This window comes from Arthrobacter sp. 01T419, assembly GCF_056398865.1.
In genome coordinates this window covers 95,569-115,552 of sequence record NZ_JBFTQF010000011.1, presented here as the reverse complement: position 1 = coordinate 115,552, position 19,984 = coordinate 95,569, and the positions used below count along the sequence as shown (strand labels likewise).

The 19,984-nt window shown below is 64.4% G+C and carries 17 protein-coding genes, 1 tRNA gene and 1 other RNA gene; 12 read left to right on the top strand and 7 right to left on the bottom strand.

Annotated features, from left to right (window positions below):
- Positions 1–79: 79 nt before the first annotated feature.
- The gene (locus AC1DLO_RS16245; protein WP_184741332.1) at positions 80–460 is read right to left on the bottom strand and encodes a MarR family winged helix-turn-helix transcriptional regulator; all 381 of its coding nucleotides are present in this window, start codon (positions 458–460) and stop codon (positions 80–82) included.
- A 96-nt stretch (positions 461–556) separates the two neighbouring features.
- Here AC1DLO_RS16245 and AC1DLO_RS16240 point away from each other — a divergent pair, with 96 nt between their 5' ends.
- Complete coding sequence (locus AC1DLO_RS16240) at positions 557–2,023, top strand: MFS transporter (protein WP_476890570.1); 1,467 nt, start codon at positions 557–559, stop codon at positions 2,021–2,023.
- Positions 2,024–2,128: 105 nt separating this feature from the next.
- Positions 2,129–3,040, top strand: coding sequence for an oxygenase MpaB family protein (locus AC1DLO_RS16235; protein ID WP_476890587.1), 912 nt, complete (start codon positions 2,129–2,131; stop codon positions 3,038–3,040).
- Positions 3,041–3,100: 60 nt separating this feature from the next.
- Here AC1DLO_RS16235 and AC1DLO_RS16230 read toward each other — a convergent pair whose 3' ends face one another.
- A complete protein-coding gene (locus AC1DLO_RS16230; protein ID WP_476890569.1) occupies positions 3,101–6,580 on the bottom strand; it encodes a bifunctional proline dehydrogenase/L-glutamate gamma-semialdehyde dehydrogenase in 3,480 nt (1,159 codons plus the stop codon).
- A 124-nt stretch (positions 6,581–6,704) separates the two neighbouring features.
- On the opposite strand from AC1DLO_RS16230, the gene AC1DLO_RS16225 reads away from it, so the two are divergent.
- Positions 6,705–7,604: a LysR substrate-binding domain-containing protein gene (locus tag AC1DLO_RS16225; RefSeq protein WP_476890568.1), complete on the top strand. Its 900-nt coding sequence runs from the start codon at positions 6,705–6,707 to the stop codon at positions 7,602–7,604.
- A gap of 40 nt (positions 7,605–7,644) precedes the next feature.
- Here AC1DLO_RS16225 and AC1DLO_RS16220 read toward each other — a convergent pair.
- A tRNA-Ser gene (locus AC1DLO_RS16220) sits at positions 7,645–7,729 on the bottom strand.
- A gap of 298 nt (positions 7,730–8,027) precedes the next feature.
- On the opposite strand from AC1DLO_RS16220, the gene AC1DLO_RS16215 reads away from it, so the two are divergent.
- The 4 genes from AC1DLO_RS16215 (at position 8,028) to recR (ending at position 12,765) form a co-directional block, all read left to right on the top strand.
- On the top strand, positions 8,028–8,351 hold the full coding sequence (locus AC1DLO_RS16215) for a hypothetical protein (RefSeq protein WP_476890567.1): 324 nt from the start codon (positions 8,028–8,030) through the stop codon (positions 8,349–8,351).
- A gap of 209 nt (positions 8,352–8,560) precedes the next feature.
- Positions 8,561–8,657: signal recognition particle sRNA small type (gene ffs, locus AC1DLO_RS16210), an RNA gene on the top strand.
- Between the two features lie 33 nt (positions 8,658–8,690).
- Positions 8,691–12,008: a DNA polymerase III subunit gamma and tau gene (locus tag AC1DLO_RS16205; protein ID WP_476914527.1), complete on the top strand. Its 3,318-nt coding sequence runs from the start codon at positions 8,691–8,693 to the stop codon at positions 12,006–12,008.
- 157 nt (positions 12,009–12,165) lie between these two features.
- Positions 12,166–12,765 carry a recombination mediator RecR gene (gene recR, locus AC1DLO_RS16200; RefSeq protein WP_028265726.1) on the top strand — a complete coding sequence of 200 codons (600 nt, stop codon included), beginning with the start codon at positions 12,166–12,168 and terminating at the stop codon, positions 12,763–12,765.
- A gap of 39 nt (positions 12,766–12,804) precedes the next feature.
- Here recR and AC1DLO_RS16195 read toward each other — a convergent pair whose 3' ends face one another.
- Both AC1DLO_RS16195 and AC1DLO_RS16190 read right to left on the bottom strand, forming a co-directional pair.
- Positions 12,805–13,977: an ABC transporter permease gene (locus AC1DLO_RS16195; RefSeq protein WP_476890565.1), complete on the bottom strand. Its 1,173-nt coding sequence runs from the start codon at positions 13,975–13,977 to the stop codon at positions 12,805–12,807.
- A complete protein-coding gene (locus AC1DLO_RS16190) occupies positions 13,974–14,930 on the bottom strand; it encodes an ABC transporter ATP-binding protein (protein WP_476890564.1) in 957 nt (318 codons plus the stop codon). Before AC1DLO_RS16190 ends, AC1DLO_RS16195 begins: the two co-directional genes overlap by 4 nt.
- 251 nt (positions 14,931–15,181) lie before the next feature.
- On the opposite strand from AC1DLO_RS16190, the gene AC1DLO_RS16185 reads away from it, so the two are divergent.
- Complete coding sequence (locus tag AC1DLO_RS16185) at positions 15,182–16,528, top strand: aspartate kinase (RefSeq protein WP_476890563.1); 1,347 nt, start codon at positions 15,182–15,184, stop codon at positions 16,526–16,528.
- 117 nt (positions 16,529–16,645) lie between these two features.
- On the opposite strand, the gene AC1DLO_RS16180 is transcribed toward AC1DLO_RS16185, so the two are convergent.
- Together AC1DLO_RS16180 and AC1DLO_RS16175 are read right to left on the bottom strand one after the other, a co-directional pair.
- A complete protein-coding gene (locus AC1DLO_RS16180; protein WP_184741429.1) occupies positions 16,646–16,825 on the bottom strand; it encodes a hypothetical protein in 180 nt (59 codons plus the stop codon).
- 131 nt (positions 16,826–16,956) lie between these two features.
- Positions 16,957–17,166, bottom strand: coding sequence for a hypothetical protein (locus tag AC1DLO_RS16175; protein ID WP_221451661.1), 210 nt, complete (start codon positions 17,164–17,166; stop codon positions 16,957–16,959).
- A 145-nt stretch (positions 17,167–17,311) separates the two neighbouring features.
- Between AC1DLO_RS16175 and AC1DLO_RS16170 the strand changes: the two genes are divergently transcribed.
- From AC1DLO_RS16170 to AC1DLO_RS16155, 4 genes are read left to right on the top strand one after another with little or no spacing between them, the layout of a single operon-like run.
- The gene (locus tag AC1DLO_RS16170; RefSeq protein WP_476890561.1) at positions 17,312–17,806 is read left to right on the top strand and encodes a MarR family winged helix-turn-helix transcriptional regulator; all 495 of its coding nucleotides are present in this window, start codon (positions 17,312–17,314) and stop codon (positions 17,804–17,806) included.
- Positions 17,807–17,830: 24 nt separating this feature from the next.
- Positions 17,831–18,394, top strand: a complete 564-nt coding sequence (locus AC1DLO_RS16165) for an SSI family serine proteinase inhibitor (RefSeq protein WP_476890560.1) — start codon at positions 17,831–17,833, stop codon at positions 18,392–18,394.
- Positions 18,291–19,331, top strand: a complete 1,041-nt coding sequence (locus AC1DLO_RS16160) for a 3-methyladenine DNA glycosylase (protein ID WP_476914526.1) — start codon at positions 18,291–18,293, stop codon at positions 19,329–19,331. Before AC1DLO_RS16165 ends, AC1DLO_RS16160 begins: the two co-directional genes overlap by 104 nt.
- The gene (locus AC1DLO_RS16155) at positions 19,328–19,699 is read left to right on the top strand and encodes a serine protease inhibitor (RefSeq protein ID WP_476890558.1); all 372 of its coding nucleotides are present in this window, start codon (positions 19,328–19,330) and stop codon (positions 19,697–19,699) included. The genes AC1DLO_RS16160 and AC1DLO_RS16155 overlap by 4 nt, the downstream gene beginning before the upstream one ends.
- The last annotated feature ends 285 nt before the right edge of the window (positions 19,700–19,984 follow it).

The following is a 19,984-nucleotide window of genomic DNA, read 5'->3' as shown; positions in this document are numbered from 1 at the left end:
GTGGCCGCTATGAAATCGAATTGGAACACTCGACTTCATACTTGTCCGGCCTGCGCAACACTCGCCGGGCCTTGACGGGCTACTCGCCGAGGTTCTCTTTCAGCAACGCGCGGTGTTCGACGGCGGCATCCGAATGGAGGGCACGGCCGGCTTCGGTCAGCTCGAGGTACAGCGAGCGCCGGTCATCCGAGCAGGTGACGCGGGAGACGAGTCCGGCTTTCTCGAGCCGGTCAACCACCTTGGAGACGGCACTCTGGGTCATCGGAGTGCGTTCCCCGAGGGCCTTCATGCGGCAGGCAGAGTCCACGCTTTCGGCGACGAGGTCGAGGATTTCGAATTCGTTCAGGCCGATGTCGAACTTGGCTTCGAGGGCGCGGTCGATGGCGGCCGCGGTGCGGAAGTACGAGTTCTGGATGCTGCGCCATTGCTCAACCAGCTGGCGATCCTGCGTTGTTGCCATGGCCCGATTCTAGTCGAAACCGAAATTAAAGTCCACGTCATAATATTCTGAGTCATATTCCTTGTCATTGAATGACGTGTCATATAGATTGATGCCATGACTTCACCAAGCACCCTCACTCGATCTGCCGAGCAGCTCCACACAGCCGTCCGCTGGACCAGGGCCCAGTGGCTGCTGCTGATGGTGGTGTGCACAGTCCTTGCCCTCGACGGCCTGGACGTTTCCATGGTGGGCGTAGCCCTCCCATCAATTGGCCACGAACTCCACCTCGGAACCGATTCCCTGCAGTGGATCGTCTCCGCCTACGTCCTTGGCTACGGGAGCCTGCTGCTCCTGGGCGGCCGGCTCGCTGACCTGCTGGGCCGGCGTCGGATCTTCCTGATCGCCTTGACCGTGTTCGCCGCGGCATCACTCCTCGGCGGCCTCGTCGACGATCCCACCATCTTGATCGCCACGCGCTTCGTCAAGGGCCTGGCCGCGGCATTCACCGCCCCTACAGGGTTCTCCATCATCACCACCAACTTCGCCGAAGGCCGCGAGCGCAACAAGGCGCTGTCCATCTTCACGACGTTCGGCGCCAGTGGATTCTCGCTCGGGCTGGTTGTTGGCGGGCTCATGACCAGCCTGAGCTGGCGCTGGACCTTCCTCGTGTCGGTGCCAATCGCCGTCGCGGTGGTGCTTCTCGGCATGCTGTTCATCCCACGGGACAAGCCTTCCGCGGTAGAGAGCGGGCACGATATCTGGGGCGCCGTCACTCTTGCGCTTGGCATGCTTGGCCTGGTGTACACCTTGGTTTCAGCTCCGGAAAAGGGCTGGGGATCTGTGGCAACAATCGCCGGATTCGCCATCTCCGCCGCCGTGTTGGCAACCTTCGCGGTCATCGAAAACCGTGTCAAGCATCCGCTCATCCGTTTCGGTATCCTGCGTGAAGGCTGGGTGGCCCGCGCCAACCTGAGCGCGATCGGGCTGTTCGGTTCGTACCTGAGCTTCCAGTTCATCCTCACCATGTACCTGCAGTCGGTGCTCGGCTGGTCTCCCCTGGGCATGGCTCTTGCCTTGCTTCCCACCGGGCTCCTGGTCGCAACAAGCGCCCCGTTCGCAGACAGGTTCATCGAGAAATTCGGCGCCCCGAAGCTCATTCTCGCCGGCCTGACTGCCATGGGACTGGGATACGTCCTGTTCCTCCGCGTTGGCACGTCACCCAACTACGTCCTGGACATCCTTCCCTCGGTCATCCTGCTGGGCATCGGTTTCGCCTTGGCGTTCCCATCCATCAATGTCCAAGCCACTGCTGGCATCCGCGATTCGGAGCAAGGGTTGGCCGCTGGACTCATCCAGACCAGCACGCAAGTTGGCGCGGCCTTGGTACTTGCCGTGACCACTGCCCTCGTGAGCGGTCACGGCGGGGCTGACGGCACTAGCAGCACGGTCAGCGCCGCGGCCATGCTCGATCAGTACCGGCCCGGTTTGGTTCTGAGCGCTGCCGTGGCAATCGCCGCCCTGCTGGTGGCAGCGTCCCCGGCGCGCCGCCGTCGGGCACTTGCCGGGCAACTCGCGGCCTAAGCAGACTCGCGTGAAATGTGCCGGCCGCTGTTTCCACAGCGGCCGGCACATTTACGTAAACAAGGCCGCGGCTTGCGCCGACAGGATGCTGCGCAACAATGGACCATGGTCAACTTCCTGAAGAAGTGGCAATCGGAACTGCGGATGACTTTTACGGGTCACCCGCAGTCCACTCCCGACTGGGTGCTGCAGCTTGCGGACGGAAACGACGCCGGATACCACCTTCCCGGATCGGCCGTCTGGGCCGTCCACGGTTCCATGTCCACGATCGTCGCCGGAATCCGGGTGCTGCTCATGCAATCCCTACACCCGGGCGCCCTGGCGGGCGTGTACGACCATTCAGGCTTCAAAAGGGATCCCCTCGGCCGGCTGGCAAATACCATCCGTTGGATATTCACCGTGAGCTACGGCTCCAAGGATGCGGCCAACACGGCCACCCACTTCGTGCGGAGGGTCCACGATTCCGTCAAGGGCAATTACGTGGACGCTCACGGGCACACCCGCGAGTATTCAGCCAACGATCCCGAACTTCTCCGCTGGGTCCACGTTGCGTACGCGGATTCGTTCGTGACGGCGCACAGGATCTGGGGAGGTGCTGTCCCCGGCGGCGCCGATGCGTACATCCGCGAGTGGGCGCAGGCAGGCCGCCTGATGGGCGTACAGAACCCTCCCCTGAGCCTCGCCGAGGTGACGTCGGAAATGGACCAGTGGTACGCCTCCGGCCATCTTCGCTCGGACCAACGGCTGAAGGAAACGGTCGATTTCATCCGGAATCCCCCTCTGAAAGCGTCGCTTCAACCGGGCTATCGGATTCTATTTGCCGCGGCCGTGGCCAGCCTTGAGCCAAAGTATCGGGAGCTGTTGGGCCTGGAAAAGGCCCATCTCGGCCCTATCCCGCTACCGTCGATCCTCGCCGCCCGGGCGGTCCTCGTCGTCGTACGCCTGACTTTGGGCCGCAGAGGCCCAAGCGAGCAGGCTGCCCGGCAACGGTTGCGGCGACTGGGCTACGAGGCATAAACGCGAAGAAGCCCGGCGGAACGGTTTGGGGCCGTCCCGCCGGGCTTCCTCGACGAATCGCTAGATCAACGCGTCCGACAGGTGGTTCGGCGTGCCGAAGCGGTGCGCCGTGATACTGATGGCCTGCTCGTGCAGGAACGGCAACATCTCGATGCGTCCGGCCGGGGTCACCGTGCCGTGGTAGACCGCGACGTCGGGACGACCGCCGGTCGCGGCGCTCAGCGCGCTGCTGTCCCCGCCGATCAGGCGGATGCGGCCACCGTTGATGCCTGCCGCGGAAGCCAGCCATTCGGCGTCGTTCTGGATCCGGGTGCTCACGCCCAGCCCCGCGAACGCCGCAACAACAGCTTCGGGGAGTTCGACGGCGGTGGACACCGTGAGCGTGGAGCCCGCTACTGCCCCGGCTGCTACGACGCGAAGCAGGTCCACGAGCTTCCCGCCCTCGGAAAGGCGGACGGTGACGGGAACGGCCCGGTACCGGAAGACGTTGCGCTCAGCACTCAGTCCGGAGACATCCTTGCGGGTGCCGAACTCCGTGGCCCATGCCGCGGCGTCGCTGAAGAGCGCCTTCTGCAGGGCCTCTGCTTCGCTTGGTTCAACAAGCGAGCCCGAGGCCTTGGCCGCGGCCAGGATCGACGCTGCCGCACCCTTGAGCGTCGCACCGCGCTTGGCGCCAGGCTCGGACGGGAGCCAGCTGCCCAGGCCAACCAGGTAGTTAGGTCCACCGGCCTTGGTGCCCGCACCCACGGCAGACTTCTTCCAGCCGCCGAACGGCTGCCGCTGGACGATCGCGCCCGTGATGCCACGGTTTACATAGAGGTTTCCGGCCTGGATGGTGTCCAGCCAGACGCCCATTTCATCGGAATCGAGCGAGTGCAGCCCAGCGGTGAGGCCGTATTCGATCTCGTTCTGGATGGCGATGGCTTCTTCCAGGGTGGCGGCGGTCATCACGCCAAGGACCGGGCCGAAGAACTCGGTCAGGTGGAAGTAGGAGCCACGCTTCACGCCGAACCGGATGCCCGGGGACCAGAGACGGCCGGTCTCGTCGAGCTTCTCCGGCTTCACGGCCCAGGTCTCACCGTCGCCGAGGGTCGTCAACGCGTTGAGGAGCTTGCCGTTGGCCGACTCGATGATCGGGCCCATCTGGGTGGTGGCTTCCTCCGGGTAGCCCACCTTGAGCGAGCGGGCAGCATCAAGGAGCTGGTTGTGGAAGCGCTCCGAGGTGGCAACCGAACCCACCAGGATCACGAGAGAAGCCGCAGAGCACTTCTGTCCGGCGTGCCCGAAAGCCGAGTACACGACGTCCTTGGCGGCCAGGTCGAGGTCCGCGTGCGGGGTGACGATGATGGCGTTCTTGCCCGAGGTCTCCGCCAGCAGCGGGAGGTCCTGGCGGAAGGAGCGGAAGAGCTCAGCGGTCTCGTACCCGCCGGTGAGGATCACGCGGTCAACGCTGGGGTGCGAGACCAGCTGGGTGCCCAGCTCGCGTTCTTCGAGCTGCACGAGCGCCAGCACCTCGCGCGGCACACCGGCCTCCCACAGCGCGTCCACCATGACGGAACCGGAGCGGCGGGCCTGCTTTGCCGGTTTGATCACGACGGCGGATCCGGCCGCGAGTGCTGCGAGCGTGGAGCCCGCGGGAATCGCCACCGGGAAGTTCCACGGCGGAGTCACCACGGTGAGGTTCGCTGGGACGAACGTGGCGCCGTCGACCGTTTCCAGGTCCTTGGCGCGCTCGGCGTAGTAGTGCGCGAAGTCGATCGCTTCGCTGACTTCGGGGTCGCCCTGTTCGATCGTCTTGCCGGTCTCGGAAGCCATGACCTCAAGGAGTTCGGAACGGCGGGATTCCAGGATGTCGCCGGCCCGGTGCAGGATGGCTGCGCGCTCGGCAGCCGGGATGGCACCCCATTTTTCGCCAGCCTCGACGGCGGTGGCGATGATGCGGTCCAGCTCATGGGAGTCGCTGACCTTGCTGGCTTCAACGATCGCGTCGCCGGCAGTGGAACCCGGGATGCGTTTCAGGATCTCGCGGCCCCACGCACGGTTGGCGGGAAGTGCCGGATCCGTGTCCGGAGTGTTGGCGAAGCCCTGGTTTGGGGTGGCCGCCGCGGGCTTGTTGCGGTCCTGTGTGCGGTTGGGTGCCGGCACGGCGTCGTCCAGCTCCGCGAGCGAGGCGAGGAAACGCTGCTTCTCGCGTTCGAACAGCGATTCGTTCTCGCTGAGCTCGAACACGGCAGACATGAAGTTGTCCTGGCTGGCGCCTTCTTCGAGGCGGCGGATCAGGTAGGCGATGGCGACGTCGAACTCGCCCGGGTGCACCACCGGCGTGTACAACAGGAGGCTGCCGACGTCCTTACGGACGGCGGTGGCCTGGCCCGTGGCCATGCCGAGGAGCATCTCGAACTCAATGCCCGTCGTGACCCCGCGCTCTTTGGCCAGCAGCCACGCGAAGGCAACGTCGAAGAGGTTGTGGCCGGCGACGCCGATGCGCACCGCGTCGATGTGCTCGGGGGTCAGGGCGTAGTTGAGGACGCGTTTGTAGTTGGTGTCCGAATCCTGCTTGGTGCCCCATGTGGCGAGCGGCCAGCCCTGGATGGATGCCTGGACCTGTTCCATGGGCAGGTTGGCGCCCTTGACGACGCGCACCTTGATGGGAGCACCACCGTTGGCGCGGCGGGCCGCGGCCCACTTCTGCAGTTCCTGCATGGCCGAGAGCGCGTCGGGGAGGTAGGCCTGCAGCACGATGCCGGCCTCGAGGTTCTTGAATTCAGGCTTGTCCAGGATCCGGGTGAAGACAGCCATGGTGAGGCTGAGGTCCTTGTACTCCTCCATATCCAGGTTGATGAACTTGGGCTTGGGGAATGATGCAGCCAGCTTGTAGAGCGGGGTGAGCTTCTCCACCACGTGGTCCACGGCTTCGTCGAAGGCCCACAGCGAGTGCGGGGCCACCGTGGAGGACTCCTTGATGGAGACGTAGTCGACGTCGTCACGAGCCAGGAGCTTGAGGGTTCCCTCGAGCCTGCGGCTGGCTTCGCGTTCGCCCAGGACGGCCTCGCCCAGCAGGTTCACGTTCAGGTGGACGCCGTTCTGCTTGATCTTGGCGATGGCCGGGCCAAGCTTGGCGTCCGTGGCATCCACGATCAGGTGGCCCACCATGTCACGGAGGACTCTGCGGGCGATCGGGATGACTACCTGCGGCAGGACCGGGGCCATGACGCCACCGGTGCGTACAGCGGCGCGCATGTACCAGGGCAGGAAGGCCGGGACCTTCGGGGCAAGCTTGGCCAAGTTGCGGCCGGCGACGGTCAGATCCTCCGGGCGGATGACGCCGTCGACGAATCCCACCGTGAAGTCCAGGCCATTCGGATCCTTCAGGACGCCGGCGAGGCGCTGTGCGGAAACGTCAACGGGCACCTTCGAGGCCTCAGTGAGCCAGTGGCGGACCAGGCGGATGGCTTCGTGCGCCAACTCCTGGAGGTGACCGGATTCCGGGGCGGACTGCGTCCTGGCGTCGATGCTCGAATCCCGGGTTGGTGTGCTCATGCGCTTCGTTCCTTTGGTGCGGAGAGGGCTTTGTTTCCATCAGTATGGATCTACAATCAGATTAGGAAAAGCGATCTTTTCTGAAGAATATTCATTAGATTTCTAGAACCTTCTGGAGAGTCGAATGCTGGATGTCCGCAGGCTGCGCTTGCTACACGAATTGAAGATCCGCGGAACGCTCGCAGAGGTGGCGGACGCGATGAAGTACAGCCCGTCGTCGGTGTCCCAGCAGTTGACCTTGCTGGAGAAGGAAGCCGGCGTGAAACTGCTTCGGAAATCAGGAAGACGCGTGCAGCTCACGCCGCAAGCCGAGATCCTGGTGGAACACACGGCGGCCTTGCTGGCCACACTGGAGCGGGCCGAGACGGACCTGGCGGCATCGCTTTCCACGGTCACGGGCACAGTCCGGCTGGCAGTGTTCCAAACGGCCGCCTTGGCTCTCATGCCCGACTTCCTCACCATCATGAAAAGCGAGTACCCGGAAGTGCGCGTTGAGATGATCCAGCGCGAACCGGAGACCGCACTTTACGAGACCTGGGCCCGCGACTTCGACATTGTGGTGGCCGAGCAGTACCCCGGACACGCCGCCCCGCACCACCCAGGACTCGATCGGGCCACCCTGACCAGCGACGCGATCAGGCTGGCTACTCCCCCGCCCGGCCTGGGTGGCGAATCGATTTCCTCTTTGGCAGACACGGCTGCGCTGCCGTGGGTCATGGAACCGCGCGGCGCAGCGTCGCGGCACTGGGCGGAGCAGGCGTGCCGCTCCGCCGGGTTTGAGCCCGACGTCCGCTACGAAACCGCCGACCTCCAGGCGCAGATCCGGCTCATCGAATCCGGCAACGCCGTGGCCCTCATGCCGGACCTCGTCTGGACGGGCAGGACCACGCCGGTGCAATTGCTGGACCTTCCCGGACTCCCCAAGCGGACGGTCTTCACCTCTACGCGGACAGCCGGGCGGATCCACCCGGCGATTCTGGCGTGCCGGGAAGTGCTGGAGCGGGTGGCTGCGGAGCGGGTGTAAGGACGCAAAAGGCCCCGGTCGAAGGACCGGGGCCAAAACGCGGAGAATGGGGGATTTGAACCCCCGAGGGCGTTAACCCAACACGCGTTCCAGGCGTGCGCCATAGGCCGCTAGGCGAATTCTCCATGCTTCTGAATCAAAAGCAGACTCCACTGTACCCGAGAAATTCGGCATCGCCCAATCGGGACTTCCAGGGCCTCTCTCGTCCTTAAACGTAAAAATGGACGCCCCCAATGCGTCCATTCCTCCGGCACTCCGTTGAGCTGCTGGGTCCAGCCCCTGAAACCAGGCCCTGCGGCTCACAATCTTGAGATTGCCCCAATCGGTGTACATACCCATAGTCCGCTGCGTTCAGCGGTTTGGCAATGGAGATCAAGAACCATCCTTTGACCTGTTTTCGGCGACCACTGGGAAGATGGTGCCATGAGTCAACTGCACGCCCTCGTTGTCTACGTCCCGGTCTCGCACAGTGAGGACTTGCTGGGCGCGATCGGCGATGCCGGGGCAGGCAAAATCGGCGACTATTCGCATTGCTCCTTCACCACTCCGGGCACCGGACGCTTCACTCCGTTACCCGGGGCGCAACCCTTTATCGGGGCCGTGGGACAAGGTGAAACGGTGGCGGAAGTCCGGGTCGAGTGCGTGGTTGAGGTGGACATGCTCGACGCCGTGATTCAGGCCCTGCGCTCAGCCCACCCGTACGAGGAACCGGCCTTCATGACGTGGCCGGTGAACGGTTGGCGCTAGCCTCCAATGGACATGCCCTCCCTTGGCAACGAGCACTGGACATAATCCCACTATGTCCACTCCTTGGCTCTAGCAGGGCGCATGTCCCTTGGAACCGGGGAGCACGAGAGGGACATGTCCATTCCTTGGCCCTCACAAGGGGCATGTCCACTCAAACCGGGGAGTCTGATGCGGATTCGGAGGGCTCGATAACTTCGGGTAAGCTTGTCGACGGCCCCTCATGTGGCGTCATCCTGTTGAACTCCCCCAGGACCGGAAGGTAGCAAGGGTAGATGGGCTCTGGCGGGTGCATGAGGGGTCTCTTATTTAAATGTCAGTCCCTATAGGTAGGTTTCCCCTGTGACTGTTACTACTGCTCTTTACCGCAGATATCGCCCGGATTCTTTTGCGGACGTTATCGGGCAGGAACACGTCACCGAGCCGCTCATGACGGCCCTGCGCAAAAACCGCGTCAACCACGCCTACCTCTTCTCCGGTCCCCGCGGCTGCGGAAAAACCACGTCCGCCCGCATCCTCGCCCGCTGCCTCAATTGCGCCGAAGGCCCCACTGACACACCTTGCGGCAAATGCAACAGCTGCGTTGAGTTGGCCCGTGGCGGCTCCGGTTCCCTTGACGTCATCGAGATCGACGCCGCTAGCCACGGTGGCGTGGACGATGCCCGTGATCTCCGCGAGCGCGCCACCTTCGCCCCGGTCCGGGACCGCTACAAGATCTTCATTATTGACGAAGCCCACATGGTCACCTCTGCCGGCTTCAATGCGCTTCTGAAGATCGTCGAAGAACCGCCGGAACACATCAAGTTCATCTTTGCCACCACGGAGCCGGACAAGGTCATTGGCACCATCCGCTCCCGCACGCACCACTACCCTTTCCGGCTGGTGCCGCCCGAGCCCCTGATGCAATACCTAGAGCTTCTCTGCCAGCAGGAAAACGTCCCTGTGGCTCCGGGCGTGCTCTCGCTCGTCATCCGCGCTGGCGGCGGCTCCGTGCGAGACTCCCTTTCCGTACTTGACCAGCTCATGGCCGGCGCCGGACCCAACGGCCTGGACTACGAGCTCGCTGTCGCGCTGCTCGGATACACGCACGCTTCGCTGCTCGACGACGTCGTCGAGGCAATCGCCGCGTCCGATTCCGCCACCGTCTTCCGCGCCGTGGACCGTGTCATCCAAACCGGGCACGATCCCCGCCGCTTCGTTGAGGACTTGCTGGAGCGGTTCCGCGACCTCATCATCGTCCAGGCCATGCCGGAGAGCGCCCAAGCCATCCTCCGCGGCATGCCGGCGGACCAGATCGCCCGCATGCGCAGCCAAGCCAACAACCTCGGTGCCGCAGAGCTCTCCCGCGCCGCCGATGTCACCAATACCGCACTCACCGAAATGACCGGCGCCACCTCGCCCCGGCTGCATCTCGAACTGCTCTGCGCCAGGATCCTGCTGCCCAGTTCCGAGCAGACCGAACGCGGCATCGCGGCCCGGATCGATCGCGTCGAACGCCGCCTCAATTACGGCGGAGCGCTTCCCCCGGCGGAAGCCCAAGGTTCGTCTGCCGTTTCCGCGGTTCCCCCCGCAGCCGTGGCCCCGACTGCCCGCGCTGCGGAACAGCCAGTGGAACGCCCGACGGCGGCTCCCAGTACCGCTTCCGCCTCACCAGTGTCCGGCGTGCCTGCGGTCGCACAGGCTCCGGTTTCCGACGCCCCGCCTATATCTGGCACCTCATCCATGTCTGAATCCCCGTCCGTTTCTGAAACCCCGCCCAGCTCTGAAACCCCGCCCAGCTCTGAAACCCCGTCCAGGGGCCAGTTAACACCGCCTCGTGTGTCTACCAATGACTGGCCCGTGGATGAGGCCCGGCCACCGGCCAGCCGTCCCGGAGCCGAACCCGCCACCCATTCGCCAGCGTCCGCCGCGGTTCCTGCAGAGCAGGCAGCCGCCCAGACTCCCGCAGCAACCCCGGCATCCGCGCCAGCCCAAGCTCCCGCGCCAGCGCCCGCACAACCGCCGCCCGCACAACCGCCGGTGTCCGCACAGCCATCTCGTCCCGCTGCCGGTGGTGCCGACGTCGAGGTCATCCGTCGCGCTTGGCCGGAGATTCTCCAGACGCTGACCAAGATCAAGCGCAGCAGCTGGGCTTTGGTCGGAGCCAACGCGCAGGTGGCGCAATTCGATGGCCAACTTCTGACTCTGGCGTTCAGCACTGACGGCCTTGCCAGCGCCTTTAGCCGGGCGGACCATGCCGAGAACCTTCGCCAAGCCATCCACAAGACGATCGGCATCGACTGCCAAATCACGTCGGTCGTCGGCGGCAACAGCTCAGGTAGCTCTGAGCCAAACCCAAAAGCACCGGCTGACCCGGCGTCCCCTGTAAACGGGAACGCCCATCCAACAGCGTCGTCCGCCATAGACAGCGCGTGGGGACTTGCCCCTGCAACACAAATCACCGCTGCCGCCCCTGAAACAGCCACGGTTGACGCGGCACCGGGCCTAGCGCCCGCACCGGCAGAGCAGGCACCACCGGCACCGGAAACGTCGGCGCAGGCTCCTTCGGCCATTGGCGAGACTTCCGAACAGGTCCAGGGGTCAGCTCCTGCCCAGGCGCCAGGCGCAGCTCCGGCCAACCAGCCTCTTTCCGTCGCACAGGGCCCGGCCGCGGCGGCAGCCATGGCGTCGGCCGCAGCGACCGCGCTGGCTTCGGCAACAGCGGCACCCACGGCCCCAAGCACCGACCCGGGCGCGGACTACTCGTATTCGGACGACGACTGGGGTCCCCCGCGGGACGAAGACGCTCCCCCGCTCGACGAAGAGCCGCCCATGGATTGGGTGCCATCGGCTCCCCCGGGCTTCGCCGCGGTGCCCGCGGGGACCGCCACGCCGCAAGCTGCCGCGCCCCAAGCCGCTGCTCCGCAGGACGCCGCGTCGCCAGCCGCAGCATCCGGGCTGAACGGCTCAACCGCCGGTAGCCCTACCCCAACGAGCAAGGACGCGTCCAAAGCAACTCCGGAGAAGAAGTCCAAGGTCCTGGAAGATCCCTGGTCCAAGGCCGTCGAGCACGCGCCCGGGTCATGGGTGGTCGGCACCGAATCCAACGTGGGTTCCGCGGATACACGCAATTCTGCCGGCCCTGAACGGCAAACCCCTTCATCCGGGGCAACAACCGCAGGTCCCGTCTATGAGCCCGCCGCTGCGCAGATTCCAAGCCAGCCGCAGGCTTCGGCACCGGCCGTGGCGCCAGCGGCCGATTGGTCAACGACTTGGTCGGCACCACAGCCCACCCGCCCCAGCGCGGGCGCACTGCAAGCGGGCGCACCGCAAGCGGCCGCGACATCCGGGGGCGAACCCGCGCGTTCGTCCGTAGCACTCGCACAGTCCACGGCTCAGGCTCCAGCCACTGCCCACACGCCAACATCATCACCTACGGGAACCGGGAAGCAGAGCCTCTACCAGCGGCTTTCGAACAGCCCGGAAGCCATGGCTGGGCGCGAGAAGGCACCGGCACGGGCCGCAGCCGCTCCCGGCGTCGTGGTGGAGGATATCCCGAGTGCCGACGACGAGACGATCGAGGAGTCGGGAGTCTTTGGGCGCGCCGCCGTCGAGCGTATTCTGGGCGGGAAGCTACTGGAAGAAAGGTCGCTGGACGGCACTCCCCTGATGCGCCGCTAACAGCCGGAACCCAACAACATCTTGCGTTAATCGCACGGTGTCCAAGGGGGAAACCCACGGAACACCATGCGAGCTCTCCGGCATCTCGTCAAGATGCCACCAAACCGCAACGCCTCGGAACAACAACAGGCGCCTGCATAGAACGAACGAGGACATTGTGTACGAAGGCGCAGTACAAGAGCTGATCGACGAGCTCGGCCGGCTCCCCGGCGTCGGGCCCAAATCGGCGCAGCGTCTTGCCTTCCACATCCTCGAGGCCGATCCCGAGGACATGAAGCGACTGGTCGCGGCCATCACCACAGTCAAGGAACGCGTGAAGTTCTGCACTGTCTGCGGCAATGTCACCGAGCAAGAGCTGTGCAACATCTGCCGCGATCCGCGCCGCGACCCCTCAGTGATCTGCGTGGTCGAAGAGTCCAAGGACGTCCTGGCCGTCGAACGGACCAGGTCCTTCCGCGGCCGCTATCACGTGCTGGGCGGCGCCATCAATCCGATCGCCGGCATCGGGCCCGAACAATTGCGCATCCGTGAACTCCTTACGCGGCTCAACGATGGCGCTATCCAGGAAATCATCATCGCGACCGACCCCAACCTTGAAGGCGAAGCGACGGCCACCTACTTGGCCCGAATGTTGAAGTCGATCGGCATCACCGTCACCAGGCTCGCTTCCGGCCTCCCGGTGGGCGGAGACCTGGAGTACGCCGACGAAGTTACCCTCGGAAGGGCCTTCGAGGGCCGCCGCAACGCGCTCATGTAACCAATGCCCGGCCCGCCGAGGGACCCAGTCCGCTCTGCCCTAAGCGATCCGGGTGCCTTGAGCCAGTCGGCTTGCCGGCGTCCGCAATGACCGCCAACCGAGCCACATGAGCAACCCCGTCAGGACCAGCTGCAGGCCAAGCCCCAGCGGCCACAGCGGCGTCGTCTGCTTGAGGTACTGCGGCTGGGGCACCCCGTTGGCGCATGTATAGGTGTGATCCGGGCCGGCTAGCGCGGACCTGGCACCCTGGCTGATGCTTTCGATCATGCCGGCCGAGTAGAACGCACTTCCACTGCGGTCTGGGTACGGAATCGCGTCGGCCACCACCACATAGGGGTTCAAAGCGAGCATCCAGGCCACGCGTTCGGTCCGGAGTGCTGGGTGTTCAACCAAGGGGCCCCCGCAGGTGTACCCCGGTTGGACGGGTTCGGTCGGCTGCCCTTTTTGGCTTGGCTGCGCGGGGGCATACGACAAGGCGCGTGCTTGGGGTGTGTTGGCCAACACCGTGCCCTGCGCCAATTGCGATCCCAGCCCGAAGGAGATCAGGGAGCCGACCACAAGCGCGGCAACTGCCAGGTAAGTCACCACGATCGAGAACAACGGCCGACCCGCAAGTGCCGAAATTCCTACCCCGATCCCGCAGACAACAGCCAGTTCCACCGCCAGCATCACCAAGGAAACCACCACATGCCCTACGGTCAGCCCGCCCTGGAACATTCCGAAAACCAGGAACGGTGCGCTGGTGGCCAGGAAGGCGAGCGCCGCCAGCCAGCCCGCGCAGAACTTGCCCCACAGGATCTGGCCCGGTGTCAGCAAGGTGATCTGCAGGATGGCGAGGGTGCCCCCGGCACGGTCTCCGTTGATGGCATTGGCGGACAGCGCGGGCGCCACAAGCAGGGCAAACAGGAGCACAAAAGCGAGCACCACTTCGAAGATCATGGACCCCGCCCCGTCCTGCGGGGACATAGCCGTGACGGAACGCCGTGCTTCCATGGTCGCGTTCCAGGCGAGCCAGGTCAGCCAGGTTACTACGGCGATGACCACGAACCAGATGCCCAACATGATGTACCAGCCGCGGGAACGCAGCCGCTGCTTCATCTCCAGGACCACGACGTCGCGGATCCCGCGAAGGTAGCCGACGACGGCGTTCCAACCGTCCGTAGTTCCTCGCGGTCCCGCTGGACTGGGCGCGGCTTCTGTCACGTTGCTCATCGCCTCTCCGTTTCCAAGTTCATGTAGGTCTCTTCGAGGGCACCCGCGGCCGGGGCGAAGGAAACTACCCCGATGCCCGCCGTGACGAGTTCCCGGAGGAGGGCGGCAGCGCCGTCGTCGTGCGTCAACAGCAAGGTGACCGACGGACGGAGGCCTGCCTCCACGCGATATTCCAGGCCCAGTTCTCCGAGCTTTACCGCGAGTGCCTGGTTGTCGAGGGCCGTGATCGCGTAGCGGCGGCCTTGCCGAGCCGCCTCCTCGAGGGTCTGCTGTTTCACGGTGCGGCCTTGGTTGACGAACACCGCACCGTCTGCGATTTCATCGAGCTCACTGAGGACGTGGGAGGAAACCACCACGGCTTTGCCGGCTCCCGCGAGGCGGCGCAGCAGGTTCCGAAGCTCCACCCTGGATCCCGGATCAAGGCCGGAAGCGGGCTCGTCGAGCAGGAGCACGGAGGGATCGTGAATGAGGGCTCGGGCCAGGCTGAGCCGTTGTTGCTGGCCCCTGGAAAGGACCCGAGCCGGCTGGTCGGCAAGTGTGTCCAGCCGGACAAGTTCGAGCAACTCGGCAACACGCTGGGCGATACCGGCCTTGGGCAGACGGTAGAAGCGCGCCATCTGGACCAGGATTTCGCGCGCGGTCAAGGACTCCCATACCCCCAGGGTGTCTGGCATCCAGCCGATCCGAAGCCGCACGGCGGCACTGTCCCGGAGTGGATCCAGGCCATCGATCCGGATGGTCCCGGAGTCGGGCCGGAGAAGTGAGGCCAGCATGAGCAGGAGCGTCGTCTTGCCGGCTCCGTTGGGACCGATGAGTACCGTGACTTTCCCGGCCGGCGCGTGGAAATCAATGTGTTCCACTGCATGGACCGTACCGAAGCGGCGTGAGACGCCTTCCGCGGATACGCCGGGGGCACCACCGCCCGGGACGTTTGAACTTTCAGCTATGGACATGCCCTACTCACCTGTTTCCCCCAAACAGAACAAGTACGCTGATTTCCTGTGAGCCCACATGCCCTCAGGCTGCGTATTTCTTGATCGTACGCCACGCGGAAACGGCCGGACATCCACCCCAAGGCCGAGATTTGGTCACAATTCCCCTGCCCGCGGCACCCGGCGATAAACTGGCCAAATAAGCTACGTAGCCGTGCCGTTATCTGGCCAAGCAACGTATGATCCCCAATTGATGCAGTGAGGGTGCGCGCATGAGTTTGCCCACTACCGATGTGAAAACCGAAGACCTGTCCGCTCAGACTGCCATCACAAAGCAGTTGATCGTGCAGAAGTTCGGTGGCTCCTCGGTGTCCGACGCCGAAGGCATCAAGCGTGTTGCCCGCCGCGTAGTTGACGCGCAAAAGGCCGGCAACGAGGTTGTTGTGGTGGTTTCGGCCATGGGAGACACCACGGACGAACTCCTTGACCTCGCCGCCCAGGTCACCGATTCGGCTCCCGCCCGCGAAATGGACATGCTCCTCTCCGCAGGCGAGCGCATCTCCATGGCCCTGCTCGCCATGGCGATCAACAAGTTCGGCGCCTCCGCGCAGTCGTTCACGGGATCGCAGGCCGGCATGATCACGGACGGTATCCACGGCAAAGCCCGCATTATCGACGTCGATCCCCACCGTATCCGCACTGCCCTGGACAAGGGACACATCGCTATCGTTGCCGGTTTCCAGGGCATGAGCCACAGCACCAAGGAGATCACCACCCTTGGCCGCGGCGGATCCGACACCACTGCGGTGGCTCTCGCAGCTGCGCTTGAAGCCGACGTCTGCGAGATCTACACGGACGTCGACGGTATCTATACAGCCGACCCGCGAGTGGTCTCCACCGCCCAAAAGATCGACCGTATCTCCAGCGAGGAAATGCTGGAATTGGCAGCGTCTGGTGCCAAGATCCTGCACTTGCGTTGCGTGGAGTACGCCCGCCGCTTTGGCGTACCCCTGCACGTCCGTTCCTCATTCAGCCAGAACGAAGGCACCTGGGTCCTGCCCAGCGCCGATGACAAGATCACGATTCAAGAGGGAGTTGCCTTGGAGCAGCCAATCATCTCCGGCGTTGCACACGACCGTTCAGAAGCCAAGGTCACCGTGGTGGGCGTCCCGGATATCCCCGGCAAGGCCGCCGCGATTTTCCAGGTCATCGCCAAGGCGCACTCGAACATCGACATGATCGTTCAGAACGTGTCCACTCACGGCACCGGCCGCACGGACATTTCCTTCACCCTGCCCATCGTGGAAGGCGCTGACGCCCTCACGGCCCTCCGTGCGGCGCAGCCCGAAATCGGCTTCGAAAGCATCGAATACAACGAAAACGTCGGCAAGCTCTCCCTGATCGGCGCTGGCATGCGTTCGCACCCGGGCGTCTCCGCCACGTTCTTCAAGGCGCTTTCGGACGCGGGCATCAACATCAACATGATCTCCACTTCGGAAATCCGCATCTCCGTGGTCACGCATGCTGATCTGCTGGATGACGCCGTGCGGGCCATCCACAAGGCCTTCGAGCTCGACGGCGAAGCCGAGGCTACCGTCTACGGCGGCACCGGCCGCTAGCCGAACGCCGCCGTTAGGCACCCGCCGTCGGGATCTGGATTGCTTAAAATGTGAAAGAACCGGGGCTCACGCTCCGGTTCTTTTTCTTTCCTGCGGCTTTCGAGCCGCAACGAGGCCTCAGGCGTCTTCCTTGCGGACTCCGTAGTGGTGGCCTTCGTCATCTGTTTCGACGACGAAATGCCCCAGGTCTTGCTCCGACGCCTTTTCGAAGTCGTCATGCTTGTGGACTACGGGCGTATCAATGTCGCCCCGGGTCGCCGGGCCGAACCAGAAACGCAGTCGATCGGTCACCTTCATGAAGCTATCGAGTGCATGTCCCACAATTCCCACCTCCTTCCCCGCTGCGAGGTCCAGCCGTACGGTTGGAGCTGAGTGGTTCCAGTGAGGCCAATTTTACGCCCGGAACCCGTAAAAGGCCCGGGCGGAGGTCAGCGAAGGGACTTGTCGTCGGGGTTCTTGGGGACTACGTAGGTGCTGCCATCGGGCCTTCGGATGGTCTCCCATTGCTGCGCTTCGGCCTGGCGCCGGATGAGGAGGAGCCGGTTCTCCTCGGTCATTTCGTGGTCCAGGGAACTGCTGTGCGCCGGCCCGAAAATGATCCGCAGCTTGCCCGTTGCACGCATGAATTTCTGGGTCATGGTCTCTTTGGCCACCTGGTCTACCCTCTCTCAAAGGATGTTGTGACTTAAGAGTACACTAACAATTAGTGCACTAACTATCACTGGCCCGGCCGGTCCGGACACCCAGAACAGAAACAACGCCCGACACAGAATGGAGCAAGCAATGGTTGCCGCCGGCACACCCGTTGCCCCCGAAACCACCACGCCGCCCGACGACGACCTGCTGCTGGAGCGTCAATTGTGCTTTGCCCTGACGGTGGCATCGCGAAGCGTGGTGGGCGTCTACAAGCCGGTGCTCGAAAAGATGGGTCTGACCCATCCGCAATACCTCGTGATGCTGGCTCTGTGGGAACGCAGTCCACGTACGCTCAAGGACATCAGCGAGGCACTCCTGCACGAGCCGGCCACCCTCTCCCCCATCCTGCGCCGGCTTGAGGAAGCAGGCTTCGTGACCCGCAACCGCATCCACGGAAACGAGCGCGCCCTCGCCATCACCCTGACTGAAGCCGGGTCCGCTCTCAGGCAGCAGGCAACGGCCGTGCCAGGAACCATTATGGAGCGGCTCCACCTCACGCGGGCCGAAGTAGCGGAACTGCACCGGGCCATGACCGGGCTCATCGCGGCCACTCAACTCCCCGGAGCGTCCGCCGGGCGATAAACTGGCAGGAACCAAGGAGATCCCATGCGTTTGCGAATAGTCCGGTACGTTCTGGCTGTCCTCGCCGTCGCGGGGCTCGCCGCTTGCACGCCGGGCACCGGGGGCGGCTCGCCCAGCAGCTCGGCCCCTGGCAGCAGCGCGTCCTCCACGCCGTCGCCCAGTCCCACTGGACTCCTCCCGGACGAGACTGAATCCCCCAAACCGGCCCCTTCCTTCACCCCGGGCACACCCACCTCTCCCGGCCATGGAGATGCCGAGCTTTCCATCATCGTCAAGCCCTCCCCCACAGCAGCTCCGGAAAGCTACACGCTCGTCTGCACCAGTGGCGTCCCCGCGGCCGAAAGCCACCACCCCACCGCCGCCGCAGCGTGCGCGGCCCTGAAGAAGAACCCTGCCCTCCTCACGCGCTCGCCACGCCCTAGCGACCAAGTCTGCAGCCAGCGCTACGGTGGCCCCCAGACGGCAACAGTCACCGGGGCAGTGGATGGCGTGGGCGTCGATTCCTCCTACAAACTCACCGACGGCTGCGAAATCGCCGCATGGGCCGCGGTCGCCGACATCCTGGGTTCAAGCGGTGCAGGAGCCTAGGCAAGAGCACCTCCCGCAAGAAAAATGGCTTGCGCTGGAGGCTGCCCACCGTGCCCGCGTTGAGCGCTACGCCAAGCCATACCTGGCCCGGCGCTCCGCAGGCCAGAAGCATCCGGTGGAAGATTTCCTCTTCACCTACTACACCCAGAAGCCAGGCCAGCTGCTGCGCTGGCACCCGGGTGACGGCGTCGTCCTCTCCGGCCCCAAGGCGGCAGAGCGGGCCGGGTGGAAGTACTACCGAGTGCTCGACGACGGCGCGCTGGCCTTCGCGGGACTGCCTGCCGGTACCGTCGCGGTTACCTTCGATCGCAGCCGGTTCGTAGCCGACCGCACCGAGGCCGTCCGCTTCGCGGGCATCATCCTGGCGGGGACCGTCACGCGGCCCGCCCAGTTTGGCTGCTTCGGCCTGCATGAGTGGGCCATGGTCTACCGCCAGGACAAATTCCACCTTCGTCACGAATACCTCAAGCTGCGGCTCGGTTCCGAAGGCACGGACGCCGTGGTGGAAGACAACCGGATCCGCTGCTCGCACTTCGACGCCTTCCGCTTCTATACTCCGGACGCCACCCCGCTCAACGAACTCACCCCGACGCGGGAAAACCAGCGGACCATGGAGCAACCAGGTTGCCTGCACGCCAACATGGACCTCTACAAGTGGGCATACAAGCTGACCCCGKCGCTGCCCAGCGAGCTGGTGATGGATTGCTTCGAACTATCCTGGCGTATCAGGGCCATGGACATGCAGGCCTCGCCCTACGACCTTGAAGAATGGGGCTATCCGGCCATCAGGATCGAGACACCGCAGGGCAAGGCCGAGTACGTTGAGTATCAGCGGGCTTTCGCCGCCGAAGCCCAGGAGCTCCGCGCGCGGGTCTTGGAGGAAGTTCGGCCGCTTCTGGAACTCCTGGTACCGGCACCCCACAAAGGAAACTCATGACTTCAAGCAATGGAAAGTACGACGTCGAACTCACCATCACGCTGACAGAAGCGCCTGGCGCTACGGATCACGAGTTCGTCCTGCTCGGCTCGGGCGGCGAAGTCTCCGAAGGCTCAACCCTTCCGGACGCCCGCGTGGCGCTGGCCGCCGTCGAGCAATTCGGCGAAGAGATCTTCTTCCCCGTTCCGCGGCCGGACCGGATTTGCACCCAGCAATACGGTGGTCCACAGGTGGCTGTAGTGACGGGCCGGTTCCGCGGACGCGACGTCAACAGCCGTTTCAGCCGGACGGATGGCTGCGAGATCGCCCGCTGGCGCACCATGGCCGCACTCCTCGGCGGCATCTCCGGATCCACGGGAAACACCTAGGCAGAATCCAAACCCGACGCTCGCTCACATATGACGGCCCCCAGCCCAACGCTCACTCACATACAGGGGACAAAACCGGAACGCTCCTGCAGAAATAGCGCCCCAAACCCAACGCTCACTCACAAATAACGCCTCAAACCCAACCCTCCGGCGGATCATCTGCAGGAGCGTTCGATCGTTTGGGCTCAAAGGTGAGCGAGCGTCTTGGATTTCGACCATAAAGGTGAGCGAGCGTCTGTCGAATAAAAAGAAAGCGGCCGGCGGGATATCCCGCCGGCCGCTTTC